Source organism: Microcystis aeruginosa FD4, from assembly GCF_009792235.1.
Taxonomy (GTDB): domain Bacteria; phylum Cyanobacteriota; class Cyanobacteriia; order Cyanobacteriales; family Microcystaceae; genus Microcystis; species Microcystis viridis.
Window position 1 is genome coordinate 5,140,820 of the sequence record NZ_CP046973.1, and the last position, 18,569, is coordinate 5,159,388.

Sequence of the window (18,569 nt, forward strand, 5' to 3'; positions counted from 1 at the left end):
TGATCAGTAAACAGTAATCAGTAAACAGTAATCAGTAAACAGGGATAAAGATGAAGATATAGCGTTTCCTGTTGACAAGAGGTACATTCTCAATCCTGAAAAGCTTAATCAGCAAAGGTTAAACTGTGCCACACAGATGTGAGAACCGCTATAAATAAATAACTAAATAGCTAATTAACTTACATCTGATAAATAAATAACTAATTAACTTAAAACTTACATCTGATAACTGATAACTGATCACTGATCACTGATAACTGATAACTGATCACTGATCACTGAATCTATACTCTAACCGCTAATTGTTCGCGGTAAAGAGAGAGCATTTCGGGGATAACTTGATTGAGATTGCCAGCGCCGAGGAACAGAGCTAGATCGCCGGGTTGGAGAATTTCTAGCAGGAATTGACCTAAAGAACTCAATTCGGGGTGATAGTAGGCATTTTTATGGTGTTTTCTCACCTGTTCGGCCACTTGCTGCCCGGTGACGTGATTGATATTCACTTCCCCGGCACTATAAATATCCGTTAAGACTACCACATCGGCGGAACTGAAAGCGGAGCCAAATTCCTCTAAAAAGGCAGTGGTGCGACTGTAGCGATGGGGTTGGAAAATAGCGATCGAACGTTGGTACTGTTTGCCTTCTACCTTTAATTTTGCCGCTGCTAAAGTAGCTAACAATTCGCTAGGATGGTGGGCATAATCATCGATAAAAGTGATGCCGTTTGCTTCTCCCTTGTGTTCAAAACGGCGTTTTGCTCCGGCAAAAGTAGCGATCGCATCGGCAATAACAGCAAATTCTAAACCGAGATAACGTCCGATGGCAACCACTGCCAAAGCATTGCTAATATTATGTTGCCCCGGGATTTTCACTTCCATTTGTCCCAGATAACTGCCTTTTTCCCAGACGGAAGCTTTCATCATTCCCTTTTCATAGATAATCTCGCTGACGGTGTAATCCGCACCTTTTTCGGGATCGAGACTATAACTAATCGTCGGACGGAAATGCTCGGCGATCGTGTCACAATCTAAACAAGCGACTAAAATCTGGCACTGATGGGCAAATTCATGGAAAGTATCGATAACTTCGCTTAAATTCTGGTAATGATCGGGGTGATCTAGCTCAATATTAGTGATTACGCCGATTTTCGGGGCGTGCTTGGTTAGGGAACCATCGGACTCATCGGCCTCTGCCACTAAAAAACGACCTTGACCAAGACGAGCGTTACCTTCCCAAGCGTCCACCTCACCACCGACAATGATCGTGGGGTCTAATCCCGCTTCTAACAAAACGTAACCGATTAAGCTGCTAGTGGTGGTTTTTCCGTGGGTTCCAGCGACGGCGATACTGTCGTAATCAGCGATTAAAGCCGCTAAAACGTCGCTACGGTGAAAAACTGGGTATCCTAAGTCTCTGGCCGCTTGATATTCCTGATTATGGTCATTAATCGCCGTGGAGCAGATTACTTGCGGAACCGTTTGGCCACTGTTTTGAGGGCCCGGAGAATGAAATAAAGCTAAATTATTTGCCTCTTGACGGTGGAAAATGTGCGCTCCCGCTCCCTGTAGCCGTTGGGTGATATGAGTAGGACGTAAATCGGAGCCAGACACGGGTAAATTGCGCTTGGCTAAGATATAAGCAAGGGCTGACATCCCAATACCGCCAATACCGATGAAATGGAAAGGTTGGCCGTTAAAATTAACTTTTTTCACTGTTTTCACTCCTCAAACCCACGTTTATATAAGTTTTAAACTCGATCGGTAGTAAAGTCAACTTCATGATAGGGGCATTTGAGCAGAATTCCAAAATGTTGCCCAGTTGCCTTGCAAAATCCTTGACGCAGAATTAAAATTTTTTCTCCCAATTCCTTTTTTTTGGGGTGTGGGGTGTGGGGTGTGGGGTGTGGGTTGTGGGTTGTGGGGAGAATAAATAAAAATAATCTCGGAGTCTCGGAGTCTCGGAGTCTCGGAGTCTCGGAGTCTCGGAGTCTCGGAGTCTCCTATCTCCTGAATGGTGATGTAATAAATTATTTTCGATCGGGATCGCAAAGTTCAACCTTTAAGGTATGATTGGGAACATTAATTATTTTTTTATGTATTGCACTAAAACGTAGAGGGCAAGCAGCAGTGATTAGAGTAGCGATCAATGGTTTCGGACGGATTGGACGTAATTTCCTAAGATGTTGGTTAGGACGGACTGATAGTGGCTTGGAGGTAGTGGGGATCAATGATACATCAGATCCCCGGAGTAACGCTCACCTGCTCAAATATGACTCGATGTTAGGCAAACTTAACGCTAATATCGATGCCGATGATAATTCTTTAATTGTTAACGGTAAAACCATTAAATGTTATTCCGATCGCAATCCCCTCAATCTGCCCTGGGCAGAATGGGGTGTAGATTTAGTGATCGAAGCTACCGGTGTTTTCGTCGATGAAGAGGGCGCTTCTAAGCATATTGTCGCAGGAGCTAAAAAAGTCCTCATTACCGCACCGGGTAAAGGTTCGGGTGTGGGAACCTATGTTGTCGGTGTCAACGCTCACGAATACGAACACGATAAATACAACGTCATCAGTAATGCCAGTTGTACCACCAACTGTCTTGCTCCTGTCGTCAAAGTGATTCACGAAAACTTCGGCATCATCAAAGGGACGATGACCACCACCCACAGTTACACTGGTGATCAACGCATTCTTGATGCTAGTCACCGAGATCTGCGTCGCGCTCGCGCCGCAGCCGTTAACATCGTTCCCACCTCCACCGGTGCTGCCAAAGCTGTAGCCTTAGTTATCCCCGAAATGAAAGGGAAACTTAACGGTATCGCCCTGCGTGTACCCACTCCTAACGTTTCTGTAGTGGATTTAGTCGCGCAAGTGGAAAAAAGCACGATCGCGGAACAGGTAAACGAAGTTCTCAAAGAAGCTGCGGAAAATTCTTTGAAAGGAATTCTCGAATATAATGATTTACCCCTCGTTTCCTCTGATTATCGCGGTGTTGATGCCTCCTCGATCATTGATGCTAGTCTCACCATGGTGATGGGTGGCGATATGGTGAAAGTTATCGCTTGGTACGATAACGAATGGGGTTACTCTCAACGCGTGGTTGATCTCGCTGAAGTCGTCGCCAGCAAGTGGAAAGGCTAAATCAGTGATCAGTAAACAGTAATCAGTGAACAGTGGGCGTTAATTAGGAGTCAGGAGTGGTTAGTGGCTAGTGATAACTGATAACTGATAACTGACTAACTGATAACTGTTAACTGATAAGTGATAAATTCTCACCGAAAAAGCGCCGATAGATTCCCTCTGTCACCAATTGAGCGGTGATGAGGTTAGCTAGGGCAATCATAAACAGGATCAGTATCTGGTAGGAAGCGGCGTTTAAAGGTTCACTTCCTGCCAATACCTGTCCGGTGAACATTCCGGGTAAACTGACTAAACCCACTACCATCATCTGATTGAGGGTGGGGATTAAACTAGCTCGAATCGCTGCTTTTTGATCAGCTGCGATCGATTGTTGAGGGGTTGCCCCCAAACAAAGATGGGTTTCGATTTCCAAACGGTGACTTTTAATGGCACTGCTTAATCTTTCCCCGGCTAAAGAGGCACTATTCATCGCTTGCCCTAACACCATCCCCGTCAAGGGAATTAAGTATTGGGGCGAGTACCATTGTTCTGGTTGAATAATTAAAGCGATCGCATAACCTAAAGTTAGACAGCTACTAATCAATAAAGAGCCAAAAACTAGGGGTAATAAGCCTTTATCTCGGCTATCAATGCGATTTTTAGCAACAATAGTCGCAATAGTCATCATTACTGCCAAAATCCCCAGCACGGCTAGAGGATTATCCAGGGAAAAAATAACGGCGATAACGTAGCCTACCACTAATAATTGCAAGATCGATCGACCGGTCGCTAATAATAATTGTCCCTCTAGAGCTAAATTTGACCAACGGGAGAGGAGTAAACAAATACCCATCATCCCCAAAGCCCAACCCAAATCCACCAGATTTAGTTCTACTAATCCATCCATAAAAATAAAAGAAACAAATTACAACAATACTTCATCTATAAATAGCAAGTTTATAATTATTTTTGACTAATTATTCCTTCTTTTCCCCAACAAATCCCGATTAGTCTCTAATTTGAGTGAAAGCGCGTGAGTAAAATTCCCCCCGTCGATTTATCCCGTCAATACCAAGTCATCAGCGAAGAAGCTAACCATGCCGTTTTAGAAATCCTCCGTTCTGGGCGCTATATTGGCGGTGAAGCTGTGAGCGAATTAGAACGACAATTTGCCCTCTATCATGGTGTTAGCGATTCTGTTGCCTGTAATTCGGGAACCGATGCCCTTTATCTGGCACTGCGCGCCCTCGGTATTCAAGCGGGGGATGAAGTAATTACTTCTACTTTTTCGTTTATTGCCACCGCCGAAGCGATTAATTTAGTCGGGGCAGCACCGGTTTTTGTCGATATCGATATCAATACTTTTAACCTCGATGTGGCACTGTTGGAAAAAGCGATTACTCCCCAGACTAAAGCGATTATCCCAGTACACCTTTTTGGGCAATCTGTCAATATGTCTGAGGTGGTAAATTTCGCTCGTTCTCATAATTTATTGGTGATTGAGGATTGCGCGCAAGCAACGGGAGCAGAATGGCATGGGCAGAAAGTGGGGAGTATCGGCGATATTGGCTGTTTTAGCTTCTTTCCCACCAAAAATTTAGGCGGTTGTGGCGATGGTGGCGCAATTACCACCAATAACCCCGAGTTAGCGGCACAAATTCGCATGATTAAAGAACACGGCAGCAAGGTGCGTTATCTCCACGAGGTAATTGGGGTGAATAGCCGCTTAGATGCCATTCAAGCGGTTATTTTGCAAATTAAGCTGAAATATCTCGATTTTTGGAATAATCAACGGATCGAGATTGCCCAACGTTATCGGGAATTACTGCAACCTTTGCCTAATATCACTTTACCTGCCGCTTTAGCCGGGGGTAAGCACGTTTGGAATCAGTACACAATCCTAACGGAAAATCGTGACCAAATTCGGGCGGCTTTGCAGGAAAAAGATGTCTTATCTATGGTTTATTATCCGATTCCCCTACATTTACAGCCGGTTTATCAGTATTTAGGCTATAAAAAAGGTGATTTACCCGTGGCTGAATTGGCCAGTGAAAAAGTGTTATCTTTACCTATGTTTCCCGATTTAAGCTGCGAGGAACAACAACAGGTAGCCTATGCGCTGAAAGATTGTTTGCATAGTTCCTAAGTTATCAGCGGGAATTAGGAATTATGAATTATGAATTAAGTAGGTAGGTGTTAAAAATTGTCAGATTCCCCCCTTATCAAGGGGGGACAATTTGGGTGCATCTCAATTGATGGTATAGTAGTCGTTACTACTGTGTGATGGTAACAGTTACTACTGTCGTACCGTCTGGTTTCGTTTCTGTTTTGACTTCGACTTTAGGTTTTCCTTTTCCGCCCATGATATTTCGGTAATCGTATTCTGTAATATCTTGAACTTTATCGTATTCTGAATTGACAAGAACCAAATCAGTAATTTGAAGTTGGGACATTGGAATTATACTCCTAATTAAGAAAAAAGTAGTTGGTTTGAGATTGGGTTTACCTCACTCATCTGTTCCTAGATTAATCTCTTTCCCAGCAGATGACAACCCCCTGGAAGGATGATTTTTGAACATAATTCTAGTATTTTATGTTCAATTTTCAAGGACAGTCCCCAACGAGAAAATAAGGGTTTCCGGTTATTTCGCCAGCAACTTTGAGATGAAAACTGAGTTTTGCCCCCTAAATCCTGAACATAAATCAACTATTTATGTGTTTCCATTCAATTAATTTCTCAGCGCGAGTAGAGAGTGTCGATAAGATTACTTATCCTCGTATTAGCTACAATGTGTACCAATCACTTCCAAGACTTCTTTAACTATGTGGTTGACCCGGAATGGTTACGCAGTAATGTTGAGGAAGCTGTGGCTTTGCGTCAGACTCAGGCAGGCAAACCCAACAAAGCCTGGCGGGTACTGCACTGGGTTACTTATGTGGAACGTCCGGCCTTGATGGGTTTTGGTCGCGATGTGCGTAAATTGCGGGCGACGGCGGCAGGCAGTGAAAATCAAGCATTGTTGGATAAGATTGCTAAATTGGAGGAGGAAAACCAAAAACTTGAGGAGAAACTGAATACTATCATCGATTTGTTGAAAGGGCAGCAATAATTAGGGTCTGCCAAATAAATCTCAAATTAGGTGCCAGGTTTTGAGCGGTAGGGGCGAGTTGCGTTCGCCCTCTTCAAAAACCTAGCATTTTTATTGGCGAACGCAAAGCGCTCGCGTAGCGAGAACGCAAAGGGTTCCGCTTCCAGGCGCGCGAGGTCATTCTGTTACAATATGTTGTTTTCTTGATTCTCTGAAGATTGAACGCGAAAGGGAGGCGCAACATAATCCGAAGGTAAATAATTTTCGGGAATGGTTGTTGTATTTCCATCTCGTAGGGAGGTGTAACTGGGAGAGAGAATCTCAATCCCGGCTTCATTACACTTGTCTTGAATATTTTGATGGAGTTCTGAATAAATTATTACCATCAAATTGGGTTGGTTAGTGTAAGCGTTCAATTGATAACTGATGTAAAAATTATCTAGGCTAGTTTGCAGGACAAAAGGGGCGGGTTCTTTGAGGATATGCTCAGTTTCTAGAGCAGCTTCAATTAAGGTTGTGTGGGCTTTTCGCCAAGGCAGATCGTACCCTAGGGTAATCGTTGTCTGAATAATTAGATATCTGTTTAATTCCCGCGAGGAAATACTAAAGTTAATCACATTACTACTTAATAAAGATGAGTTAGGAATAGTAATGATTTTATTAGTGGGAGTGCAAATGCGAATGACTAAGAAGTTTTTTTCAATTAGATCGCCAATTACATCTCCTACTTGAATATGATCTCCGATGCGAAAGGCACGGGTATATATAAGAATAATTCCACCAATAACATTGGCGATTGCCGAAGTAGAACCAAGGGATAAAAGAAGACCAAGAAAAACAGAAACACCTCGGAAAGCAGGGGAATCAAAACCGGGCAAGTAGGGAAAAGCAACTATTGCTGCTATGGCAATAATTATGACTAATAGCAGATTGTAAGTAGGTTTAGCCCAATCAGTATAAAAACCCGGAATAACCAGATTTCCTCTTTCTATTGCCATAAAAAAGGGCTTAATTAGCCGGATTAAGTAGTAAGTTATAAAAATAATTATGGCAATAATAAAGGCATTGGGAAGATATTGGCCAATGGCTGACAAAACCAGTTCTAATGATTGAGAAAAATAACCTAAAATACTCTCGCCAAAAACTCTTGTCCAGGGAAATAAACGAAGTACAAATGTGGTGTAGTTAAATAATAATAAAAACAGAACAAATAAACGAATTATCCGAAGAACTCGCAGCCAAAAAAAGCTGATTTTAGAGGAAGATATGATCTCAACATTCCCGATTTGAATGCCTGGTGTCAAGGATTCAATCAAACGTCTAACGAAGGGAAATAGCTTCCCTGAAATTTTGATAACTGCAAAGCTAATAATCAAGAAAACAAAGCTGGCTATAACCGTATAAATGATGTTCTTAAGTAGTTGTTCTGGTTTTCGATCTTGGCGATATTGAGCGATAGCGACCTTAATTTTTTGTAAAGCTTGTTGAGCTAAAACCTCTGGGGTTGAACGATAGGCTTTTGCGTCTCCCTCAGTCACCGTTAGAATTACTTCTTGATCTAAACTTAAATAAAGTGAGTTATCATCAGGAATCTGCTTAATTTTCAGGTTCTCAACGGGAATAGAATCATTTTGAGCAATTCTTTCAATTCTCCGGGTAATAGTGTTAGCTCTCTCCTCCGCCGAAAATGAAGAAACTCCCCGCCGGATAAAAAAGAGAGGTTTTCCATCTAACATAACTGGAAAGCCATCAATTTTATTTTCCGGTTGTGTCGGATTTTGAGCTATTCCCAAAAGAGGGGTGCTTAGAGTCAGTAGTAAAACTAGGATAAATAGGACCAAGATATGCCCAATTTTTTTCATCCATCCTCTAGCTTTGGATGGTGTAGTTAGCATTAAATATCTTTGATTAATATCGACAACTGGTACAAATTGCATAGGATTAAGTCAGATTTTTTTGTCTGTAGTCGGGTAAGCTTCAGGCATTACTGTCCTCGATGAGGTGCAGAGAACCTAGGTTGAGACAGGAGTGGAAAAATTGGCAACACCAGAACTTTGTAAGGGTTGCCAATATTTAGGTAATTTAAGCGAGTTTTTCCTCAACATCTGTTAGTGATGGAAATGGGAACCAGATAATTTTGACTGATAATTAGACTGAGATTTAAAGAAGGCGATCGCTGACTGAATATCCCGCAACAACAGAGCCGCCATATCGCGACTAAATCCCTCTTTGATTACCACGCGCTGCACAGTTAAATCTTGGCGATTTTTGGGCATTGTATAGGCAGGAACTAACCAACCCCGCTCGCGCAATTTATCGGCTAAATCGAATAAACTATAATTAGATTGATCGCTAATTGTCTCCTTTAATTTCCAAGCAAAAACCGGAATAGTGCTGCCATCGGTAATTAATTCAAACGGTCCGATCTTAGCGATTTCCCCCGATAAATACAAGGCCGTATCTCGACAGGCTTGATGAATTTGTCGATAACCCTCTTTACCCAAGCGTAAAAAATTATAATATTGGGCGACTACTTGATTGCCGGGGCGAGAAAAATTCAGAGCAAAATTAGGCAGATCACCGCCTAAATAATTACAATGAAAGATTAATTATTCTGGCAATTCTTGCCGATCTCGCCAGATAATCCAACCGACACCAGGATAGACTAAACCGTATTTATGCCCAGAAGCATTAATCGATTTAACCCATTTGAGGCGAAAATCCCAGACTAAATCGGGATCGAGAAAAGGGGCAATAAAACCACCACTAGCACCATCGACGTGTAGGGGAACTTGCCAGCCAGTTTCTCTGTTCAATTTTTCTAGGGCATCATTAATTTCTTGGACGGGTTCGTAACTACCATCAAAGGTACTACCCATAATGGCAATTACCCCGATCGTATTCTCATCAATTAGTTTAATCGCTTCCGTCGCCTCGAGATGAAAACGATTCCCTTCCATCGGCACAAAACGCGGTTCTATCTCCCAATAACGACAGAATTTTTCCCAACAAACCTGCACATTAATGCCCATGACTAAATTAGGTTTATCGGTGGGTTTACCCTCTTTTTGTCGGCGTTTGCGCCACTGCCATTTTAAAGCCATGCCCCCCAACATCGCCGCTTCACTGGAACCAATGGTAGAACAACCAGTTGCCGCTTCGTTTTCGGGAGCATTCCAGAGTCTAGCGATCATATTCACACAACGCAGTTCAATTTCGGCGGTTTGTGGGTATTCATCCTTGTCGATCATATTTTTATCGAAGGTTTCCGCCATTAATTGTTTGGCTTCCGGTTCCATCCAAGTGGTGACGAAAGTAGCCAGATTCAGGCGGGAATTACCATCAAGGGCGAGTTCATCGCGGATTAAATTGTACGCCGCCGCCGGCGGCATTTCCCCCTCGGGAATCTCGTATTTAGGTACAGCGGAAGTCAGAGCGCGGGAAGCATAGGTGGGGGTAATTAGTGCCTCTTCCGGACTGAGGCGATCGAGATTAATTTTCTGATGAACCATAAGTAGGGAGGCACAATTATTTGTAGGATGGGTTAGCGGTAGCGTAAACTATGCGGGCGTTGGGTTTCATGCTTCAACCCAACCTACGTTCATCTTATATTTAATTCCACCCACCCACTTAACTTCCTTAATAAAAGATCTTTTTTGCTTAGAGTAAATTACCAATCATTCCAAAAATAATAGCAATAATCGAGACGGATAAAAAATAGGAAAGCATCCCGTGAGTTGCTACCAGCTGCCGCATTGCCGTACTATTAATACTTGTATCAGAGGTTTGATAACAAGCCGCCATACAAAAACCTTGATAGAGAAATTCCGTCCAATTAGGTCGATCGCAATCGGGAAAAACCAGGCCTTTACCATCATGATAGTAGCGCACTGCATATTCTTGGCTGTAGATCAATTGTATGGCTAACCAAGCACTAATAATACCCAGAAAACCGCAAGCAAAATGAACGATGGCGTGTTCGGAAGCGATCAGATAAATTAATAGTCCGAAACTGCCGATCGTATACAATAGGGATTCCAGAAATGCCCCCCGATGATTGGGAGATTTTAATAGTTCTAACTGCCAGGGGGCAAGGCAAGAAATTCTGTAAGCTAGCAACATAATTGCCACTATCAAAGCGAAAAGAAAAGCTAAAACCAGTCGCAGAGTAATAGTCACCGGCAGCATTAAGACCATCAGGGCGACCATTATTTGACAGAGCCAGCGAATTTGAGTATAGCTGGGTTTTCTAGCGGTTTTTTTGACCATAGATCAAAGCAGAATTATCCCTAACTATTCTCTCATAAAAATCCGCTGGTTAAATTAGGCGATCGCTGCTTGTAATTCTGGGCAACTGTACCAACTCCAAGGCCCGTCTAAAACTGGTTTGATATTCAGTTCTTCACGCCATTGATCCAAGGGTTTTTCCCAGCCTTCTTCCCACTTGATCGGGAATAGGGGTTGGGCCTGGCGACCGATGGTAATTCCTCGAGAAATTAACTCGAATTTGTAACCGAGAGTTTTATTTAAATCGGCATCACTTTCCACCTCACTTAACAGAGTATCACTGGTAAAAAAAGTCATCAGTAAAGAAGTGATGGCAAAGTTTCTCAAAAAAGACCATTCCATGGCAAAAACTTCCTAAGTTAGGCTCAATTTTATCACTGCTTTTAACTTTTGGGTTAGGGGGAAGGAGATGGCATCGGTTGTTCCCTGCAAGCCATCAGTTCTTGTTTCTGTTCGGGAGCGAGAGTCTGCGGCCCAGTTAAATTTGGCTGTTTTTTGATTCCTTCAATCCCCTGGCTCTGAGCCACTTGTACAGTGAGTTGACTAACACAATAGTCTAGATGTTCTTTGCGGATGTTCTGTTCGTTCGGTTGGTCTGTTTGAGCGAGAACCGTCTGAACGGGGAATGAGAGTCCAGATAAAAGCAGCAGTGCGGTTAAGGTTTTCCCTCCCTTCCCCGATCGCTTTTCTCTGTTCAGGGATCACTCAAATAGGGTAAAGTAGGTCAAGGTATACTCACCCCTGTTATGGCATTAATCTAGTCTAAGGAGAACGTCTTAGTAATGTTAACCCTAAAAATCGCCGTTTATATCGTTGTTTCCTTCTTTGTCTTACTTTTTATCTTTGGCTTCCTTTCCGGCGATCCTACCCGTAACCCCGGACGCAAAGACTTTGAGTAGAAGACAATTATCAAACTGGTTCTAGGGTAGAGACACAGGGAACAAGTTATCGGACTTTCCCTGTCTCCCTAGAAATAATGATCGTGGTAGTATCATTGAGGTTCGCTCGTCCTCTATTTCGATCGCCGACTCGTGCAGTCATGTCTTTTTTTCTCTTAGCTGTTGAACCACCTGCCCTGATTAATACTGTAGCTGAACCGGAAACGGAGGAGCGCCAAGTTTCTGAAAATAGTCCCGCGTCAGTAATTCCCCTCCCTGTCACCCCAGCACCTCTAGAAGCAAAAAAGCCTTCAGAAGAGAGCGTTTCTATTCCCCTCACCGTCACTCCACCCCCGGAAACCGTCGAGGTAAAACCCTTGGTTCCCGATCAGGGTATTCCCTTAGAACCTTTGCCTAGCAGTACAGGTGATGCGGCAGCTTTAGGAAAACCCCTGTCTGTCCAGAATTCTCCATCCCCCCCATCCGTTGATGTCACCATTCATCCCGAAACCGAGATAGTTTCAGGATTAAATCAAAAAGCTCTTAACCAGAAAAATGGCTCAACTCGGCTATTAGTGAGGAAAAAAGGCGAAAAAACCAGCCAAGAATACTTGATTTCCCTCAATAACAGCCTAGCTCAGGTCGCTAATCCAGAAGGGGAAAGACCCCTAGAATTGGTGGCCGATGAGCAGGAATTTGACCAAAATCGGCAGATTATCACCGCTAGAGGTAATGTCACCCTGCGTTTTGCCCAAAGTGTACTAACGGCCGATCGCTTACAGATTAATCTTCCCGAAAAGTTAGCGGTAGCGGAGGGCCAGGTAATCCTAACCCGGGGAGATCAAATCCTGCGCGGCGATCGCTTTGAATATTATTTCGTCCAGGATAGCGGTGTGGTATTTAATGCTAATGGGGAGATTTTTCAACCCAGTACCGCTAGGGATTTAGGGCAAACGCTGCCCACGGATGTAGGGGCCAGTAGTTCTTTTGCAACCCTAACCGATCGTTTGGCATTAAATCAACCCTTGCAGAGAATCACCACGGGAGAGGGTTTTCAATTTGTCGTCGGGGGACAGGATCCCAGTCGACGCGATCGACAGAATATTAGTAGTCCCTCGGGGGGAACGATTAATCGTATCCGTTTTCAGGCCGAACGCTTGAATTTTGATGGTAAGGTGTGGAATGCCACTAATGTGCGTCTGACGAATGACCCTTTTTCCCCTCCTGAATTGGAAGTTCGGGCCAATTCCGCCACTTTTCGCAGTACCGGCCCCTTTACCGATGAGTTGCGGATGAGTAATTCCCAGTTGGTTTTCGATCAACGGGTAGTGGCACCCACTTTTATTAATAGTCTTACGTTCGATCGCCGTCGTCGTCGTCCTTTTTTAATTGCTCCGGGCTATGATGGGGAGGATCGGGGCGGATTTTTCGTAGAAAGTCCCCTAACTTTAGTGGAGACACCGAAGACTATTTTTGAGTTGACACCGCAATATTTAATTCAAAAAGTCCTTAATCCCGATGCTTTTCCCTCAGCTAACCCCGGAGGTGGGGAAGTTTCGGCCCTTAGTCCGAAAGCTTTTGGTTTATTGGGCAATTTTGCCACTAATTTCGGTGAGCGCTCGTTTTTGCAAGCGACAGCTTCTTTTTCTAATTTAGATTTGGAACAGATCGAAAATAGTGTTCGTTCTAAAATTCGCTTTCAACAGACGATCGGACAGTTGCAGGATCCCTATCTGCTCAATGTGGAGTACAATTATCGCGAGCGTCTTTTTAACGGTTCTTTGGGGTTTCAGACGGTTAATAGCAGTTTTGGCGCAATTTTGACCTCACCGGTGATTGTCGTCCCCAATACGGATATTAGACTCAGTTATCAAGCTTCTGTTCAGAATGTTAACGCACCCACCGATCGCAGTAATCTCTTAGCGGCCAATGCAACGGATAATGTTACTAATTTAAGCCGTTTTCAGGGTGCTGTCTCTCTCAATCGTAGTTTTTTACTCTGGTCTGCCCCTACTTTACCACCGACTCCCGACCAAGGTTTAAGATTTTCTCCTCTTCCCGTTCAACCCTATATTGCTCTTGTCACCGGTGTCACTGGTGTCACCAGTTATTACACTAATGGAGAGACGCAAAACTCCCTTACGGGAACCGTGGGATTATTGGGACAGTTTGGGCGTTTTTCCCGCAATTTGTTCGACTATACCGGGTTTAATATCAATTTTAGTCAGGGTTTAGTTAACGGACAATCACCCTTTTTCTTCGATCGCTTTGTTGATCAACAAACAATGTCCTATGGTATAACTCAACAGGTATATGGTCCGATTCGCGTCGGTTTCCAGAGTATTTATAGTATCGATCAAGCTAAGGAAATCAGTACAGAATATTTTCTCGAATGGAGTCGTCGCACCTATAGTTTAATTTTGCGCTATAACCCTGTGCTGCAGTTGGGAATACTCAACATCCGCGTCTCGGATTTCAATTGGACAGGCAACCCCGGCTATTTTGAGGGCAGCGATGTCCGTCCGGTGGTGGATGGAGTAACCCGTTAAGTTGAGGAGACAGGAGACAGGAGACAGGAGACAGGAGAAGGGAGAGGGGATAGGGGATAGGGGAGATGGGGAGATGGGAGGGGGAATTATGAATTATTGTGTAAGATGGTGATCGCACTACAACGCCCACGCTACTCCAATAGAAAGGCTATAGATGACTACTACTCTTGAAAGCTTACAGGAATTTATTGATTTTTGTCAGCAGCATATTACTGGCAAAGAAAGGAAAGAAGCTCAGATTTTCCTAGACCGTTTCTTTCGAGCTTTTGGTCATAAAGGTGCGTTAGAAGCGGGTGCAACCTATGAGGAGGCGATTACTAAAGGTAGCAAGAAAGGTAAAACGGGATTTGCTGATTTAGTTTGGAAACCTCGTGTTTTAATTGAAATGAAAAAGCGAGGAGAAGATTTAAGTAAACACTATCCCCAAGCTTTTGAATACTGGAGTCGATTGGTTCCTAATCGCCCTCGCTATGTCTTATTATGTAATTTTGATCAGTTCTGGATTTTTGATTTTGATCTTCAAATAGATGAACCGGTAGATCGAGTCAATCTCAACGATTTGAAAAATCGGGTGAGTGCCTTCAATTTTATGGAAGTAGGGAATCGTACCCCTATCTTTCAGAATAATCAAGTCGAGATTACAGAAACGGCAGCGCGGCGGATGGGTGAGTTGTTTCAACTGTTAAAAAAACGCGGTCATAAAAGCGGTTTTGATCAGTTGACGGCGCAGCGATTTATTTTACAGTGCGTATTAGCAATGTTTGCTGAGGATCGAGGATTGTTACCAAGAGATTTATTTATTTCTTGTGTACAAGAATGTCTAAATGGTGGCAATTCTTATGATGTCTTGGGGGGATTGTTTCAACAGATGAACCAACCCGAAATTACCCCCGTTGGTAAGTATCAGGGAGTGGATTATTTTAATGGGGGACTGTTTAGTATAATCCATCCAATTGAATTAAATCAGAAAGAATTAGAGTTTCTGGATGTGGCGGCGCGTCAGGATTGGAGTAAGATTCGTCCGGCAATTTTTGGTAATATTTTTGAAGGGACAGCTAATGCCGAAGAACGTCATACTTACGGAATGCACTTTACTTCAGAAGCGGATATTATGAAAATTGTTCGCCCAACTATTAGCCGTTACTGGGAGGAAAGAATTGAGCAAGCTGGGACGATTGGGGAGTTAAATACACTTCAGTTAGAATTACAGCAGTATAAGGTATTAGATCCGGCTTGCGGTTCGGGTAATTTTCTCTATGTCGCCTATCAAGAATTAAAGCGCATTGAACAGTTATTAATTGAAAAGATTGCTGAACGTCGTCGTTCTGCTAGTGAGCAGTTACAGATTAGTTTTGTTACGCCTAAACAGTTTTATGGTATGGATATTAATCCTTTTGCTGTAGAATTGGCGCGGGTGACTTTAATGATTGCCCGGAAGGTGGCGATTGATAGGTTTAATTTGACGGAAGCTTCTTTACCTTTGGATACTTTGGATGGTAATATTATTTGTGCTGATGCTTTGTTTACCGATTGGCAAAAAGCAGACGCAATTATCGGTAATCCTCCATTTTTAGGAGGTAAACACATGAGATTAAATCTCAGTGATGATTATGTTAATAAAGTGTTTGGAAGGTTTTCTGAGGTTAAAGACTCGGTTGATTTTTGTTCCTATTGGTTTCGTCTAGCACATAATCAATTAGATGAGAAAGGAAGAGCGGGTTTAGTCGGAACTAATTCTATTAGTCAAGGAAAAAGTCGTGTAGCAGCGTTAGATTATATTACTCACAATGGTGGACACATTCATGAAGCGATTTCTACTCAGCCTTGGTCTGGTGAGGCTAATGTTCATGTTAGTATTGTCAATTGGAGTAAAATTGAACCGGTAAGTTATTATTTAGATAATCATCCAGTTTCTCAGATTAATTCTTCTTTGACGACGACAGTAGATGTTTCAAAAGCAGTTAGACTATTAGCCAACAAAAATATTAGTTTTCAAGGAGTGATACCAGTTGGTAAGGGATTTTATATTAAAAGTGAGCAAGCGGAAAAATGGATCGAAAATGATCTTAAGAATAAAGAGGTTTTAAAATTATCATCCTCTGCTGGTGATTTAACTGACAATCCTCAGGGAAAACCTAGCCGCTGGATTATTGATTTTAATAATATGAGTTTAGAAGATGCTAGTGAATATAAACTACCTTTCGAGCATATTAAATTAACTGTTAAGCCGGAAAGAGAGCAAAATAGACGAGAAGTTACTAAACTAAATTGGTGGAAATATGGTGAAAAAAGACCAGCAATGAGAACAGCAATTGAATCTTTAGCTTGTTACTTTACTATTCCTAGACATTCTAAATGGTTTATTTTCCTTCCGGCTAAAAAAGAATGGCTTCCTGCTGACTCAACTACTGTTGTAGCCTCCGATGATTTCTACATTCTCGGTATCTTAACATCAAATATACATCGAATTTGGGTAAAAGCTCAAAGTTCAACCCTTGAAGACAGAACTCGCTATACTCCTAACACCTGTTTTGAAACCTTCCCCTTCCCCCAGAAACCTTCACAGGAACTTGTCGAAAAAATCCGTCAAACCGCCGGGGAATTACACGAATACCGTAGCCAACAGATGGAGAAAAAACAATGGGGAATCACCAAACTATATAACCAATTCTTTAACGAACCCAGTAGCCAACTTTATCAACTCCATCAGAAATTAGATAAGCTAGTAATGGAGGCCTATCACTTCCAAGCTGACGAAGATATTTTAGAGAAATTATTAACCTTAAACCTGGAATTAGCAGAAAAAGAGAAGCGAGGAGAAACCGTCATCGGTCCCTGGTCCCCTTACTCTTAGTTAACGCACAGAAAACGGGTTTCTCGGAGAAACCCGTTTTCTACTCATGCAAAAAGGGGAATAAATAATCAGTCTTTAATAACCAGATTTAGTATGACCACTATTCCACGGGTACATCAAGAAAAGTTAACGGGTCTATCTATTGCTGGATAAGGGGTTTCGGCTCTTGTAGTAGATATGTATGGGGGAAGTTCAGGTATTTTAGGTGGGAATTGGTTCACCCGGACGCAAAATAGACCATTTACCGGTTTCGCGTAAAAAGCTTTCGCAACCCACCACATCCCATTCCATTTCGATATAATCTTCTTTGGTGCGAATGTTAACGTTAATAGAAGGGTTCTTCGCTTCAAAGTCCGGTGTCTCGGTGAGATGACGTTCCTGATGTTGTGTTTCTACGGCATGATAGGTGAGACAGCGATCAACAAAATAGCAGTTAATACAAATACACATTAGGTTTAACTCTATAAGTCTTTTCCGTTAATCTAGCTCAGTCTCTCCCCAAATGGGGCCGGTCAAAATTATATTTTTGTAAACTGCTCTTGTCGATGTCTTGTCAAAAAAACCTAAATAGTTTAGTTAAAGAAGTTTTTGCGATTAATCAGGAAGAATTGCCAGAAAATGCTTATTTAGTCGGTGGTGCTGTGCGAGACGCTTTATTAAACCGTCAGAAAGACTATATTGACCTAGATTTTGTGGTTCCTGAAAAAGCGATCGAAATTGCTCAAACTATTGCCCATCAGTATAAGGCCGGTTTTGTGGTTTTAGATGCCGTTCGTCAAATTGCTCGCGTCGTTTTTCCGCAGGGTACGCTTGATTTCGCACAACAGGAGGGAGAATCTCTAGAAATAGACCTAAAAAGACGGGATTTCACCGTTAATGCTCTCGCTTATAATCTCCAAACCCAAGAAATTTTCGATCCTTTAGGGGGATTAAAAGATTTAGGCTGCCAATCTCTGCGGATGATTTCCAGGGAAAATCTCCAAGATGATCCCCTAAGATTATTAAGGGCCTATCGACAAGCGGCTCAATTAGACTTTGAGATCGAACCCCATACCCGTGTAACTATTCGTTCTCTTGCCCCTTTATTGCGCCTTGTAGCCGCCGAAAGGGTACAATCCGAGCTAAACTACCTTTTGCTCAATTCCCGTGGCAATAAATGGCTAAAAAGTGCCTGGGAAGATGGCTTATTATCCCCCTGGTTGCGTCGGATTACCCCCACAAAAATGGAGCGAGTTATGGGAGTGGAAGCGGCAGCGGGATTTTTAGAATCTTTGTCACCGGAAAAATTTATCTTTTCCCCTTCTCAGTTACAGTTGACAAAATTAGCCCTATTGGTATCGGATATTTTAGTAGAAGCGGAAAAAGAGTTAATCGATCTCAAGTATTCCCGTGGGGAAATTCGCACGGTAATCACGGTAATTAAGTGTTTACCCCCCCTCAAGGAGGCAGATAATTTAAGTCTGCGGGAACAGTATTTTATTTATCTAAATACGGGAAAAGTATTTCCTGTCTTTGCTCTTTTTGCTTTATCGATGGGGATTAACAAAAATATCGTCGCTTCTCTGTTTACTTCCTATCTCGATCCCCATAATATTATCGCCCATCCCCGACCTTTATTAAGGGGCGATGATTTAATCAACTATTTACAGATGAAACCTAGTCCGATTATCGGTAAGTTATTAACCGAGGTACAAATTGCCCAAATTGAAGGCAAAGTTACAGTTTTTCAGGAGGCGATCGATTTTGCTAAAAAGTTATTATAAGTGGTTGGAGAACAGAGAAGTGAGGCT

At 42.6% G+C, this 18,569-nt stretch carries 13 protein-coding genes and 2 pseudogenes; 7 read left to right on the forward strand and 8 right to left on the reverse strand.

The window, feature by feature from the left end; translation table 11 throughout:
• Window positions 1-284: 284 nt before the first annotated feature.
• Window positions 285-1,712: a UDP-N-acetylmuramate--L-alanine ligase gene (gene murC / locus GQR42_RS25515; protein WP_158202111.1), complete on the reverse strand. Its 1,428-nt coding sequence runs from the start codon at window positions 1,710-1,712 to the stop codon at window positions 285-287.
• Between the two features lie 414 nt (window positions 1,713-2,126).
• On the opposite strand from murC, the gene GQR42_RS25520 reads away from it, so the two are divergent.
• Window positions 2,127-3,143, forward strand: a complete 1,017-nt coding sequence (locus tag GQR42_RS25520) for a type I glyceraldehyde-3-phosphate dehydrogenase (RefSeq protein ID WP_158202112.1) — start codon at window positions 2,127-2,129, stop codon at window positions 3,141-3,143.
• A gap of 109 nt (window positions 3,144-3,252) precedes the next feature.
• Here GQR42_RS25520 and GQR42_RS25525 read toward each other — a convergent pair whose 3' ends face one another.
• On the reverse strand, window positions 3,253-4,029 hold the full coding sequence (locus GQR42_RS25525) for an ABC transporter permease (RefSeq protein ID WP_158202113.1): 777 nt from the start codon (window positions 4,027-4,029) through the stop codon (window positions 3,253-3,255).
• 126 nt (window positions 4,030-4,155) lie between these two features.
• Here GQR42_RS25525 and GQR42_RS25530 point away from each other — a divergent pair, with 126 nt between their 5' ends.
• Window positions 4,156-5,268 (forward strand): DegT/DnrJ/EryC1/StrS family aminotransferase, encoded by a 1,113-nt coding sequence (locus GQR42_RS25530; RefSeq protein WP_158202114.1) that lies wholly within the window; start codon window positions 4,156-4,158, stop codon window positions 5,266-5,268.
• A 127-nt stretch (window positions 5,269-5,395) separates the two neighbouring features.
• On the opposite strand, the gene GQR42_RS25535 is transcribed toward GQR42_RS25530, so the two are convergent.
• Complete coding sequence (locus tag GQR42_RS25535; protein ID WP_158202115.1) at window positions 5,396-5,575, reverse strand: hypothetical protein; 180 nt, start codon at window positions 5,573-5,575, stop codon at window positions 5,396-5,398.
• A 336-nt stretch (window positions 5,576-5,911) separates the two neighbouring features.
• Here GQR42_RS25535 and GQR42_RS25540 point away from each other — a divergent pair, with 336 nt between their 5' ends.
• On the forward strand, window positions 5,912-6,232 hold the full coding sequence (locus GQR42_RS25540) for a hypothetical protein (RefSeq protein ID WP_158202116.1): 321 nt from the start codon (window positions 5,912-5,914) through the stop codon (window positions 6,230-6,232).
• 164 nt (window positions 6,233-6,396) lie between these two features.
• Here GQR42_RS25540 and GQR42_RS25545 read toward each other — a convergent pair whose 3' ends face one another.
• The 4 genes and pseudogenes from GQR42_RS25545 to GQR42_RS25560 all read right to left on the reverse strand — a co-directional run.
• A complete protein-coding gene (locus GQR42_RS25545; RefSeq protein ID WP_199273245.1) occupies window positions 6,397-8,148 on the reverse strand; it encodes a mechanosensitive ion channel family protein in 1,752 nt (583 codons plus the stop codon).
• Window positions 8,149-8,319: 171 nt separating this feature from the next.
• Window positions 8,320-9,723: pseudogene (locus GQR42_RS25550) on the reverse strand (glutamate decarboxylase).
• Between the two features lie 148 nt (window positions 9,724-9,871).
• On the reverse strand, window positions 9,872-10,480 hold the full coding sequence (locus GQR42_RS25555) for a DUF1345 domain-containing protein (RefSeq protein WP_158202117.1): 609 nt from the start codon (window positions 10,478-10,480) through the stop codon (window positions 9,872-9,874).
• A gap of 54 nt (window positions 10,481-10,534) precedes the next feature.
• Window positions 10,535-10,810 (reverse strand): annotated as a pseudogene (locus GQR42_RS25560) (Coq4 family protein); the annotation flags it as partial.
• Between the two features lie 470 nt (window positions 10,811-11,280).
• On the opposite strand from GQR42_RS25560, the gene GQR42_RS25565 reads away from it, so the two are divergent.
• The 3 genes from GQR42_RS25565 (at window position 11,281) to GQR42_RS25575 (ending at window position 16,779) form a co-directional block, all read left to right on the forward strand.
• Window positions 11,281-11,397: a photosystem II reaction center protein I gene (locus GQR42_RS25565; RefSeq protein ID WP_002732356.1), complete on the forward strand. Its 117-nt coding sequence runs from the start codon at window positions 11,281-11,283 to the stop codon at window positions 11,395-11,397.
• A gap of 140 nt (window positions 11,398-11,537) precedes the next feature.
• Window positions 11,538-13,925, forward strand: coding sequence for a DUF3769 domain-containing protein (locus GQR42_RS25570; protein ID WP_158202118.1), 2,388 nt, complete (start codon window positions 11,538-11,540; stop codon window positions 13,923-13,925).
• 154 nt (window positions 13,926-14,079) lie between these two features.
• Window positions 14,080-16,779: a DNA methyltransferase gene (locus GQR42_RS25575; RefSeq protein ID WP_158202119.1), complete on the forward strand. Its 2,700-nt coding sequence runs from the start codon at window positions 14,080-14,082 to the stop codon at window positions 16,777-16,779.
• Between the two features lie 201 nt (window positions 16,780-16,980).
• Here GQR42_RS25575 and GQR42_RS25580 read toward each other — a convergent pair whose 3' ends face one another.
• Complete coding sequence (locus tag GQR42_RS25580; protein WP_158202120.1) at window positions 16,981-17,229, reverse strand: Ycf34 family protein; 249 nt, start codon at window positions 17,227-17,229, stop codon at window positions 16,981-16,983.
• Between the two features lie 95 nt (window positions 17,230-17,324).
• Here GQR42_RS25580 and GQR42_RS25585 point away from each other — a divergent pair, with 95 nt between their 5' ends.
• Entirely contained in the window at window positions 17,325-18,542 is a 1,218-nt protein-coding gene (locus GQR42_RS25585) for a CCA tRNA nucleotidyltransferase (protein WP_158202121.1), read from the forward strand.
• Window positions 18,543-18,569 lie beyond the last annotated feature (27 nt).

Excerpts from the sequence above, each read along its gene's own strand:
- GQR42_RS25525 (WP_158202113.1), bottom strand. The coding sequence starts at position 4,029 with ATGGATGGATTAGTAGAACTAAATCTGGTGGATTTGGGTTGGGCTTTG.
- GQR42_RS25565 (WP_002732356.1), top strand. The coding sequence starts at position 11,281 with ATGTTAACCCTAAAAATCGCCGTTTATATCGTTGTTTCCTTCTTTGTC.
- GQR42_RS25570 (WP_158202118.1), top strand. The coding sequence starts at position 11,538 with ATGTCTTTTTTTCTCTTAGCTGTTGAACCACCTGCCCTGATTAATACT.
- GQR42_RS25585 (WP_158202121.1), top strand. The coding sequence starts at position 17,325 with ATGTCTTGTCAAAAAAACCTAAATAGTTTAGTTAAAGAAGTTTTTGCG.
- GQR42_RS25575 (WP_158202119.1), top strand. The coding sequence starts at position 14,080 with ATGACTACTACTCTTGAAAGCTTACAGGAATTTATTGATTTTTGTCAG.
- GQR42_RS25555 (WP_158202117.1), bottom strand. The coding sequence starts at position 10,480 with ATGGTCAAAAAAACCGCTAGAAAACCCAGCTATACTCAAATTCGCTGG.
- GQR42_RS25545 (WP_199273245.1), bottom strand. The coding sequence starts at position 8,148 with ATGCAATTTGTACCAGTTGTCGATATTAATCAAAGATATTTAATGCTA.
- GQR42_RS25535 (WP_158202115.1), bottom strand. The coding sequence starts at position 5,575 with ATGTCCCAACTTCAAATTACTGATTTGGTTCTTGTCAATTCAGAATAC.
- GQR42_RS25580 (WP_158202120.1), bottom strand. The coding sequence starts at position 17,229 with ATGTGTATTTGTATTAACTGCTATTTTGTTGATCGCTGTCTCACCTAT.
- GQR42_RS25540 (WP_158202116.1), top strand. The coding sequence starts at position 5,912 with ATGTGTACCAATCACTTCCAAGACTTCTTTAACTATGTGGTTGACCCG.